Annotated in this window: 1 protein-coding gene; it reads right to left on the reverse strand. The window is 44.1% G+C overall.

Annotation, left to right across the window (positions count from 1 at the left end; all coding sequences use genetic code 11):
* Positions 1-211: PAN/Apple domain-containing protein (locus H4O21_RS27050; protein ID WP_368737590.1), on the reverse strand; the 211-nt coding region annotated here is incomplete at its 3' end.
* Between the last annotated feature and the right edge of the window lie 129 nt (positions 212-340).

Raw genomic sequence — 340 nt, forward strand, 5'->3', positions numbered from 1 at the left:
CTCCTTGTTTGGCTACCATCACCATTTCATTTTTGTTGTCCTTCAGGTAACACTTGTTGCCATTACTGGAATAAGTGAAGAAGGTGCAGGAATGATGAGCAGAGCACAGGGCCTGACAGTGTTCAGGAGAGGCAGCAGGAAAATTCTCGATGTCACTTCCTGGGATGTCAATGCTTGGAAAAACTTTACCCTCACATGCTGCTTTAGACACTTGAGATAAGGCTGTGTTGTGGGAGAATCCAGATGTTACACCAGCCTTTTTTACTACAATATCAGTCCTTGGTACAGACCAGCTAAATTTAAGGTGGCACTTGTACCTGATCTTCTCTGGTGTAGAGAA

Origin of the sequence: Oceanospirillum sediminis (assembly GCF_014164585.1) — a bacterium.
GTDB lineage: Bacteria > Pseudomonadota > Gammaproteobacteria > Pseudomonadales > Halomonadaceae > Oceanospirillum > Oceanospirillum sediminis.